An 8,709-nucleotide genomic window follows, 5' to 3' on the forward strand; every position below is an offset into this window, starting at 1 on the left:
ACGACTGATCGGGGCCGGACCACCGCTCTGCCTGCCGGAAACGCGATGTTAACACCGTCGCTCGGCGCGTAACGCGGGCGAAACATCCGCGCGCACTCACCGAAACCTGACAACTCCAAACTGACTCTGTACCCGCCGAGACACGATCAACCGCTCACCCTGTGCACGTCGACGGCAATCACTGTTAGTAGCGAGAGGTAACCATATCCATGGTTGAACTGTCAGTCCTGTTGGACGCCACAACTGATGAAATAGCCCTGAATCTCAATTCCCTGTGGCTCCTCGTCGCGGCCGCCCTCGTGCTTCTGATGACTCCCGGTGTTGCCTTCTTCTACGGCGGAATGGTGAAGGCGAAGAGCGTCATCAGCATGATGATGATGAGCTTCGGCGCGATGGGCGTTGTCGGTGTGCTGTGGGTGCTCTACGGCTACGGGCTCGTCTTCGGCCCGCCGCTGATCCCCGGTTTCCTCGGCAACCCGTCCGGGCTGCTCGGCCTGAGTGGGCTGCTCGGCGCCGGGGAAGACGGATCCCTCTCTCCCGACCTGAACGGGCTGGCGTTCGCCGGCTTCCAGGCCACCTTCGCCATCATCACCGTCGCACTGATCTCTGGTGCGATCGCCGACCGTGCCAAGTTCGGCGCCTGGTTGATCTTCGCCGCCGTGTGGTCGACCCTGGTGTATTTCCCGGTCGCCTACTGGGTCTTCAACCTCGCCGACGGCTGGGCTCCCGCCGCTCTCGGGGTCAACGACTTCGCCGGTGGCACCGCCGTGCACATCAACGCCGGTGCAGCCGGTCTGGCTCTCGCCTTGGTGCTCGGCAAGCGGGTGGGTTTCAAGAAGGGCATCTCCAAGCCCCACAACGTTCCGCTCACCCTCCTCGGTGCCTCGCTCCTGTGGTTCGGCTGGTTCGGTTTCAATGCCGGCTCCGAAGCCGCCGTCGACGGTGTCGCCGCCCTCGCCTGGATCAACACGCTCGTCGCTCCCGCCGCCGGTATTCTCGGCTGGCTGATCGTCGAGAAGATCAAGGACGGCAAGCCCACCTCGATCGGTGCCGCCTCGGGTGCCGTCGCCGGGCTCGTCGCCGTCACCCCTGCCTGTAACATCGTCACCCCGTTCTGGGCGATCGTCCTCGGAGTCCTCGTCGGAGCGGTGTGCGCGGTTGCCATCGACCTGAAGTTCAAGTGGGGCTTCGACGACTCGCTCGACGTGGTGGGCATCCACCTCATCGGTGGCATGATCGGAACGCTCTACATCGGTATCTTCGGGTCGGGAATCGGCCTGCTCGACACCGGCAGCCTCAACCAGCTCTGGGTGCAGTTTGTCGCAGCCTTCGGCATCGCGATCTTCTCCTTCGTGATGGCCTACGGCATCGGCGTGATCATTCAGAAGACGATCGGCTTCCGAATCAACAATGAAGACGAGGTGGCCGGAGTGGACACCATCGTGCACGGTGAAGAGGGCTACGCGCTCGACGCCGTCTAACCATGAAGCAGCACCCCACTCGATCAGGTCACGCACAGGGCGGTGGGCGCATCCGGTTCAACGGATGAGGCCACCGCCCTGTGCGTGCTGTCCTATTCGGTGGCTGTCCTATTCGGTGTAGGACGACCTCGACAGCGCCTGGGACTTCAGGGCGTCGAACTCGGCCGGGGTGATCGCGCCCGCATCGTGCAGGGCCTTCGCCCGGCCGATCTCCTCCGTGGGCCCGGCACTGGTTCCGGCGACACTGCGGATGTACTGATCGGTCTGCCCCTGGTACTCCCTCGACTCCGTGGAACTGCGTTCCGCCATGCCCTTGCCGCGGGCGATCACGCAGATCAGCACGGTGAGGAAGGGAACGAAGAACAGGACGAGGAACCACGCCGCCTTCGCCCAGCCGCCGAGCTGCCGGTCCCGAAACAGGTCGACGATGACGCCAAAGAGAGCAAAGAATTACGAAACTATCGCGAAGGTCCAGAAGAAGAACCAGATCGTCCCCCACAGGTTTTCCCAGAAGTCCATGGCACTTTCTCCTCATCTTCGGGCACTGCCGTTTTCCTGCGTTGAGCGTCGACCACGACACAATGTGACGGGTGCCACTGTTCTACGTCCAGGCGGCCGGACCACCTTCACCCGAAACGAGTGAATTCCAAACGTTCGAACCCGCTGCAGGCGGTGCGGCGTGCACCGGGCACCCTACCGTGGGGCAGGCCGAGAGCTACGGTGACGAGGCTGAACGACCACTCGGGACCGCGAATGGAGGACGTGTCTCTATGACCTCGCATCGGGTACCGGCTCAGATGGTGCTTCCGGGCGCAGCCCTGACACCGGGAGCCGTGACACCTGCGGCGTCGTCACCGGCTGCACCGTCACCGGGGGTCGGCACGCCGATCCCGGCTCCGTCGACCGCTGAGGTGGAACGGCCGCGGCTTGATGGTGCATTTCATCGGCTCATCGCCGGCGAAGTGCGCTGCGTCTGCGTTTGGGCTGCGGCAGGCTCCGGGAAGATGACCCTGCTGGCCTCCTGGGCTGGCCGTCTTCACCGGAACGGGGAGTCGGTCACCTGGGTACGCGCGCAGCCGGGCCGGTTCCGTCCCGCTGATGTCTGGCGGCAGGTCGGGCGGCGCTCGGGGGTGTCAGGCGACGGGGACACCCGGTACGTGTTCATCGGTGGGTTGGACCGTGTCGAAGCGGATCGGCCGGGGCTGGTGGGCGAGCCGGTCGCGTCGGCGCCCGAGGACATCCGTCTCGTGGTCGCCGGGCGCACCCGGCCGTGCGCAGGGCCGACGCGACTGCGCGGCGACGGCTCCATGGTCGACGTGCCGCCGGCGGACCTGGCGTTCGATCGGAGCGAGCTGCTGGCGCTCGCCGCCGGGCATCGTCTCCTCCTGACGGACGAGGAGACGACGATCCTGCTGCAGCGCACCGCGGGATGGGTGACCGGTCTGATGCTGATCGTGCCGTTCCTGCACGGGAGGAACGATTCCGCACGGCTGGTAGTGGATTTCGACGGTGACGATCCGGCGGTGGCCGGTTTCCTCCGGTCGGAGATCATCGACGGCTGAGCTGATGGTGACGAGAACACGATGCTGCGCGCCGCCGTCAGGCCTGCCCTCTCGGTCGACCTGGCCGTCGAGGTGACGAAGCGAGCGGATGCCGGGGCTGTGCTGGACCGGCTGGCCGGGCCCAGCGCACTTATCACCAGGGAGAGCGGCGACGACACCAGGGCGTATCGCATCCACCCGATCCTGCTGGCCTATCTGCAGGGCGAGGCGCGGCGACGTGACTTCGTGGCGGCGGCGGCGGCTCACGAGACCGCGGCCCGGTGGTTCGCGCGCCGCGCCGACGGTCAAAACGCTCTCGAGCAGGCGCTTGCTGCCGAGCTGCCCGTCCTCGCCGCCGAGATGCTCGATGCTTTCGGTCTCGATCTCGTGCTCAGGGGAACGCCAGACCTCGTCCTCCGTGCCCTGGCAGAGTCGGCCGCGCGCGCCGGGAACCCAGGTGCATCCGTGGCGGCGTCCCTGAGGCTGCTCCTGGACGCGCCTTACTTTCCCGACCGGGGGCAGGCCGACCACCTGCTGGCGGAGCTCGAGGCGGTGGGGCTTGCGTCCGGCGGCAGTGCGGAGATCTTGACCGTCGTGATCGACGCGCTTGCCGCCTTCTTCGCAGCGACGCCTGACGAAATCCGCGACCGTCTGGCCAGGCTGGGCGCCGTCCGCACCGCACCGGGGCGGCGGGGAGACCTCGGTGTCGACCTGCTGGCCGCCACCGCGGAGACCTGGTGCCGCGCCGGTCTGGGCGAGGCGGAGCGAGCCGAAGCGGGACTGCGAATGGTGGCTGTGACCGCGCGGAATGCCGGTAACCAATGGCTGTTCCTGCTTGCCGGCGACCTCGCCGCCGTGTCGGCCTCCCGCCGGGGCGACTGGGCCCGCGCCGGCCTCATCGACGATCAACTCGCTCGGGCGACGGATGCCGCAGCGCGCCCGGCCACGGGTGCCTCGGCATCCGTGGCGGGGGCGGCGTTCGACCGCGCAGCGGCCCGCGCCTCGGTCTCGCTCCAGATCCGCCGGTACGAACGCTGCGAGCCGATCGAGCAGGGCGTGCTGGAACGGCTTGTCACGGCCGACCCTCTGGTGTGCGATTCCGGACTGATCGTGCCCGCCCAGACCTTCCTGTCCCTGTCGGCACCGGCGGCGGACCCGAGGCGGCGATCGGTGCTCGAGAGTCTGAACGGCTTGATGCGGGAGAATGCGGACGCCCACCCGCGTGTGCTGAGCCTGTGCTGCATTCCCTGGTTCGAGCTGACCGGTGCGCTGGACGGGCGGGCCGAGGCCCGACGTGTCACGCTCCTGGTGAAGAACGTGCTGGGTGCGGACTCGTTGGAGGCCGTGCTGCTCCGCTCCCTCGCGTACCCGCCGGCCCCGGGCCGCCACGGCGCCGGTGGGCGGCTGGAAGCCGCCGCAACGCCGGCCGCCCGGTGTTGGCGCGGGTCCACGCTCGTGAGCGCCTGGATCGTGCTCGCCGGCATCGCCGAGGAGGGTGAACGATCTGCCGAAGCGGATGCCCGTCTGGCTCGGGCGCCGCGCCTGGCTGAGCAGCTGCGGGTCGAGAGAGCCTTTCTGGCCGTTGGCGGGCTCGGGGTGTCGCTTCTCGGCACCAGGGTCGGGCGGTTGGGGGACCTCGACGGTTTTGCAAGCCGGATTCTGACTCGGTCCGCTCAGGCGCCGGGGGAGAATCGCCCAGCTCCAGCCCCGGCCCCTGCCCCGGTCGCACCGCTCACCGAGCGGGAGCGGGTGCTGCTGCGCGAGCTGCCCTTCCATCAATCCGTGGCGGACATCGCCCGCAAGCACAATGTGAGCCCGAACACCGTCAAAACTTATCTGGGCAACATCTATCAGAAGCTTGAGGACACCGACCGCGCCCGGGCCGTGACTATTGCTCAGGAGCGCGGCCTGCTCTGACCTGCACCCCCCGAATGGGAATGGTTCCGCCTGACCCGGACCACTAGGCTTCGAGGGTCTCGTGCCCGCGCGCGCCGCGCGAAGTGCCAGGCCACGTGCATGATCTTCGTGCCGGCGGAACGGAAGGACCCCATGTTTGAATTCCTGCTCAGCCCCATCCCCGGTCTCATCATGCTGGGTATCGTCGTCTTCCTGATCGGCCTGTTCTATGCCAAGAGCGTCTACAAGAACGCCGGGCCGGACGAAGCCCTGATCATCACCGGCAAGAAATCGAAGAAGACCATAGTCGACGGCGCCACGCTGGAGGAATCCGGGCAACGCGTCGTGCACGGCCAGGGTGTGTTCATCACCCCGTTCTTCCAGAAGGCGTTCAAGATCAGCCTGCGCAGCCGGGCGATCGAGATCACGGCCGTCGCCCAGGACCAGAACGGCGTCACCCTCACTGTGGAAGCAGTCGCCATTGTGAAGGTCGGCGACGACCCGGCCGCCATTCGTGCCGCCGCGCAGAGGTTTCTCGGCCAGGACAAGAACATCGACGGCTTCGCACAGGAAGTACTGTCGGGATCTCTGCGGTCGTCGATCGGTGGCACGAACGTGATGACCATCATCCAGAAGCGCGACGAGCTCGGCTCCTCGGTGCTGGCGACCGCCCGGGAGTCCCTGGCCAACCAGGGCGTCGACGTGGACTCGTTCGAGATTAAGGGCATCACTGACGAGAACGACTACATCCGGGACCTCGGACGCGCCGAGCAGGCCAAGGTGCGGCGCCAGGCCGAGGTTGCCGAGCACGCGGCCAACCGGGAGGCACAGGAGGCCGCCATTCTGGCCGAGCAGGCCATCGCCGAGGCCCAGAACACGCTCGCACTTCGGAAAGCGGCGCTGCAGCTGGACACCGACAAGGCCGCCGCCGAAGCCGCCGCGGCCAAGCCGCTGGCCGAGGCCAAGGCCCAGCAGGCCATCGTGCAGGAGCAGGAGCTCACCGCCCAGCGGCGCGCATCTCTCCGCAAGGCCGAGCTTGAGTCCGAGGTCAACGCGATCGCCGACGCCGAGGCGTACCGCATCCGGGTGACCGCCATCGCGGCGGCGGAGGCCGCCGTGGCCGGCGCGAACGCCGACCGCGACAGCCGCATCGCCAACGCCGAGGCCCTCCGCGCGGAGGGGCAGGCCGAAGCCGACGCCATCCTCGCCCGCGGTACCGCTGAGGCGACCGCCACCCGGCTGTCCGCCGAGGCCGTCGCCGAGCAGAGTGAAGCGCTGATCCAGCTTCGCATGGTGGAAATGCTGCCCGAGATCGCCCGCGAGCTGGCCGCTCCGATGTCGAACATCGACAACCTGACGGTCATCTCCACGGATGGCGCCAGCCAACTGACCAAGAATGTCGCTTCCGGTATCACCGAGGTCGACGGCGTGCTCAAGTCGACCATGGGTATCGGCATCCGGGAACTGCTCGGCAACCTCGTCGGTGGAGCCGCTGTCGGAGCGGCCGCGACCAAAACCGCCAAGCCACAGGCCTCACTCACGACCGCCCAGCAGGCCGACGTCGACAGCGCTCTGGCCGCGCCGGCCGTCGAGGCATAGCGCGCAGTCAGGTCGGGCGCTGATTCAGGCCTTCGCGCCTGGATCGCTCGCATTTCGAAGGCGTCGACCTGGTCCCGGTGCGAGTACCGTTGATGTTCACAGAATGCCGCAGTCCGGTCCGCATGGGCTCGGGAACAAGGGGAGATTTCCAGATGACGGATGCCGCGATGGACCCGGTCTCGGCCGTTGCGCCCCTGCTGGCCGGGCGAGCGTCCTCGAGCCAGCGCTGGTCGAATCTGATGTTCGTGCACTGGCGCGTGGACGCCGCTCTCGTGGCTCCGCTGCTGCCGGACGGTCTCGTGCCCGACGAATTCGACGGCGCTAGCTGGGTTGGGCTGATCCCGTTCGTGCTGGACCGGGCCACCGTCTTCGGCAGTCCGCCCATTCCCTACTTCGGCACCTTCGTTGAGGTGAACGTGCGCCTGTACGCGGTGGATGCGAACGGGCACCGCGGCGTGGTCTTCGTCTCGCTGGAGGCCTCCCGGCTGGCGGCTGTGCTGGCGGCCCGGGCATTGTTCTCGATCCCGTACATGTGGTCCCGCACCAAGCTTGAGGTCGGGGCGGGGGAGTACCGCTACACCGCGCGCCGCCACCTGGCCGCCGGGGCGCACACCGAGATCGTGATGCGGCCGACTGCCCGCCCGGTCGTCGGCGACCCGCTCGCCGATTTCCTGACCGCCCGCTGGGCTCTATTCACCCGTACGCGTGGCCGCGCGGTGCACCTGCGCAACCACCATGAGCCGTGGGAGCTCTTCGAGGCCGAACTGGTGAGCCTTGACGACACCCTGCTCGCCGTGGCGGGATTCCCCGGGCTGGCCGGACGCGAGCCGGATTCCGTGCTGTATTCGCCCGGGGTCACCACCTGGTTCGGCGCCGCCGGCTGAGTCGCGGGCCGACCCTATCGAGGCAAGGTAGCACGGGGCGTTCGCCCGGCGGGCGGAACCGGTCGAGGCGGGGCGTCGCTTCGGGCTGGCCCGCGCCGCGTTGGAGTCGGGTGAGATCAGTTGTCAGCATGCGAGGGTGGTGATCGATCAGGCGTGGTCGGTGCCGGCGACGTGAGGTCGGCGTTTGAGGTGGAGGTTCTGCGTTCGGCAGGCAGGTTGACGGCGTCGAAGTTGAAGTACCGGGCCCGGCGGCATGGCGTCGCGGACGCTCTACGACAGTGCGGAGAAGGTGGCGGGCGCTTTCGAGCGGGTGATGCTCGCGGCGTTGAGCCTTCTGGGCCGGGAGGAGGAACGCACGCTGTCCCAGTTGAAGGCGGATGTGTTCGCCGGCATCATCCTCGACGCGGTGACACCGTCCGGGGTGGGTAAAGGGATCCGGGATCCGGAATGCGGTGAACGTGACCGTTTTGGTGCTGACGCTGATGGGGTTGAGTGAGGAGCCGGGGTTCCTGGAGGGCTGCGGTCCGATCGCCGCGGAGACGGCTCGGCGGATCGCGGTCGGGTGCCGAGCTTCACCCGGATTCTGGTGCGTCCGGAGACGGGGGCGGTGCTCTTGGTCGGCCGCGACCGGTAAACGGTGCCGGAAGACCCGAAACGGTTCCTGCGGGTGTGGGACAAAACGTGCCGGTTTCCAGGCTGCAACCGGTCGGCCGCAAACTGCGATATCGACCATTCCCTGGATTGGTAGTTCGATGGGCTGACCGCGCACGGCAATCTGGCACGTCTGTGTGCGGGCTGTCATGCGCTGACGAGCGAGACGGTTGGCGGGTGTTGCACCTCGGCGGCGGCTTACGTGAGTGGACGTCGCCGACGGGGCGCAGGCTCGTGAGCGATAAGGCCAGGGTCATCCGCTCGGCTTCGACCGAACCGTGGACCTCCTGCTGCGCCACCATGCCACGATCATGCGCGTAGTGCTGCTGGTCATCAGCGCGGCCCTGATTGGAGGGGGCCGGTCCGATCGGGGAAGCCCCCGGCCCGACCACCTGCGCCGAGGATGTCGCCTGGGCCGCACTCTCCCGGGTGCAGCCCCACGATCGACGGCTCGTGCGCATGCTCGCGCATGGAGTCGACCGCAATTGTCAAGCCGCGTTACGCGGACTCAACGCGGTCTGACACAACGCGGACTTCACGAGCGTTGTCGTCGGCAGCGTGAAAGCGGCAGGCTCTCCCGAACGAATTCGACGGAGATTTTGGCTCCCCTGCTCTATCCGTGGGTGTTTCGGAGCGCCTTAACGGCCGCACGCCGCT

At 67.6% G+C, this 8,709-nt stretch carries 7 protein-coding genes; 6 read left to right on the forward strand and 1 reads right to left on the reverse strand.

The window, feature by feature from the left end:
* Positions 1–209: 209 nt before the first annotated feature.
* The gene (locus CXY82_RS03765) at positions 210–1,481 is read left to right on the forward strand and encodes an ammonium transporter (RefSeq protein ID WP_104169744.1); all 1,272 of its coding nucleotides are present in this window, start codon (positions 210–212) and stop codon (positions 1,479–1,481) included.
* Between the two features lie 108 nt (positions 1,482–1,589).
* On the opposite strand, the gene CXY82_RS18495 is transcribed toward CXY82_RS03765, so the two are convergent.
* A complete protein-coding gene (locus tag CXY82_RS18495; RefSeq protein ID WP_370443676.1) occupies positions 1,590–1,823 on the reverse strand; it encodes an SHOCT domain-containing protein in 234 nt (77 codons plus the stop codon).
* Positions 1,824–2,485: 662 nt separating this feature from the next.
* On the opposite strand from CXY82_RS18495, the gene CXY82_RS03775 reads away from it, so the two are divergent.
* The 5 genes from CXY82_RS03775 (at position 2,486) to CXY82_RS03795 (ending at position 7,897) form a co-directional block, all read left to right on the forward strand.
* Positions 2,486–3,043, forward strand: coding sequence for a hypothetical protein (locus CXY82_RS03775; RefSeq protein ID WP_104169745.1), 558 nt, complete (start codon positions 2,486–2,488; stop codon positions 3,041–3,043).
* Between the two features lie 21 nt (positions 3,044–3,064).
* Positions 3,065–4,939, forward strand: a complete 1,875-nt coding sequence (locus CXY82_RS03780; RefSeq protein ID WP_104169746.1) for a LuxR C-terminal-related transcriptional regulator — start codon at positions 3,065–3,067, stop codon at positions 4,937–4,939.
* A 132-nt stretch (positions 4,940–5,071) separates the two neighbouring features.
* Positions 5,072–6,517, forward strand: a complete 1,446-nt coding sequence (locus tag CXY82_RS03785) for a flotillin family protein (RefSeq protein WP_158250210.1) — start codon at positions 5,072–5,074, stop codon at positions 6,515–6,517.
* A 152-nt stretch (positions 6,518–6,669) separates the two neighbouring features.
* Positions 6,670–7,401 carry a YqjF family protein gene (locus CXY82_RS03790; RefSeq protein WP_104169747.1) on the forward strand — a complete coding sequence of 244 codons (732 nt, stop codon included), beginning with the start codon at positions 6,670–6,672 and terminating at the stop codon, positions 7,399–7,401.
* A gap of 253 nt (positions 7,402–7,654) precedes the next feature.
* The gene (locus CXY82_RS03795) at positions 7,655–7,897 is read left to right on the forward strand and encodes a hypothetical protein (RefSeq protein ID WP_104169748.1); all 243 of its coding nucleotides are present in this window, start codon (positions 7,655–7,657) and stop codon (positions 7,895–7,897) included.
* Positions 7,898–8,709: the final 812 nt, after the last annotated feature.

The sequence above is a fragment of the Cryobacterium sp. M23 genome (assembly GCF_002929655.1).
In the GTDB taxonomy this organism is placed as follows: Bacteria; Actinomycetota; Actinomycetes; order Actinomycetales; family Microbacteriaceae; genus Cryobacterium; species Cryobacterium sandaracinum.

Excerpts from the sequence above, each read along its gene's own strand:
- CXY82_RS03765 (WP_104169744.1), top strand. The coding sequence starts at position 210 with ATGGTTGAACTGTCAGTCCTGTTGGACGCCACAACTGATGAAATAGCC.
- CXY82_RS03775 (WP_104169745.1), top strand. The coding sequence starts at position 2,486 with ATGACCCTGCTGGCCTCCTGGGCTGGCCGTCTTCACCGGAACGGGGAG.
- CXY82_RS03780 (WP_104169746.1), top strand. The coding sequence starts at position 3,065 with ATGCTGCGCGCCGCCGTCAGGCCTGCCCTCTCGGTCGACCTGGCCGTC.
- CXY82_RS03785 (WP_158250210.1), top strand. The coding sequence starts at position 5,072 with ATGTTTGAATTCCTGCTCAGCCCCATCCCCGGTCTCATCATGCTGGGT.
- CXY82_RS03790 (WP_104169747.1), top strand. The coding sequence starts at position 6,670 with ATGACGGATGCCGCGATGGACCCGGTCTCGGCCGTTGCGCCCCTGCTG.
- CXY82_RS03795 (WP_104169748.1), top strand. The coding sequence starts at position 7,655 with ATGGCGTCGCGGACGCTCTACGACAGTGCGGAGAAGGTGGCGGGCGCT.